Origin of the sequence: Tepidimonas sp., assembly GCF_046292505.1 — a bacterium.
Classification (GTDB): Bacteria; Pseudomonadota; Gammaproteobacteria; order Burkholderiales; family Burkholderiaceae_C; genus Tepidimonas.
On record NZ_JBKBQX010000179.1, the window covers coordinates 1 to 727 of the forward strand.

Genomic DNA, 727 nt, shown 5'->3' on the forward strand with positions numbered 1-727 from the left:
GAGGACTGGCAGGCCAAAATCCTGCGCGACATGGGAGAACACATCCGCGAAAACGCAACGCTGTCAGGCATCGGCCTGGACATGGATGTCTGGCGTAGTGCGACGACATCCGGTCACGGTGTAGGCAAATCGGCGCTGGTTGCGTGGATCATCTACTTTCTCATGTCGACACGTCGCGATACGCGCGGTGTCGTCACAGCGAATACGCAGAACCAGCTTGAAGGCAAGACGTGGCCGGAACTGGCAAAGTGGCATAATCTCGCCATCAATAAGCACTGGTTTACCTGGACGGCCACTCAGTTCTATTTTTCGCAGTACGATGAAGACCGGCGCAAGAACTACATGGTAGAAGCGCTGACCGTCTCGGAACAGAAGACGGAAGCGTTCGCGGGCCTTCACAATGAAGGCAAGACGGTATTCGCCGTCTTCGACGAAGCGTCCGGTATCTTCCCTAAAATCTGGGAAGTGGTCGACGGCGCACTGACAGACGGTGACGCGTTCTTCTTCGCGTTCGGCAACCCGACACGGCCGGATGGCGAGTTCGCCGATTGCTTCGATAAGCACAAGCACATGTACCACTTGTACGAAGTGGACAGCCGCAGCGTCAGTCATACCAACAAGAAAGCGCTGCAAGACATCATCGAGAAGTACGGGGCTGATAGCGACGAAGCGCGTATTCGTGTATACGGCAAGTTCCCGCGCATGTCGTATAACGGTTTCATATCCA

The 727-nt window shown here is 55.3% G+C and carries 1 pseudogene; it reads left to right on the top strand.

What is annotated here, in order from left to right:
- Positions 1 to 727 (top strand): annotated as a pseudogene (locus tag ACK4TH_RS12590) (terminase); the annotation flags it as partial.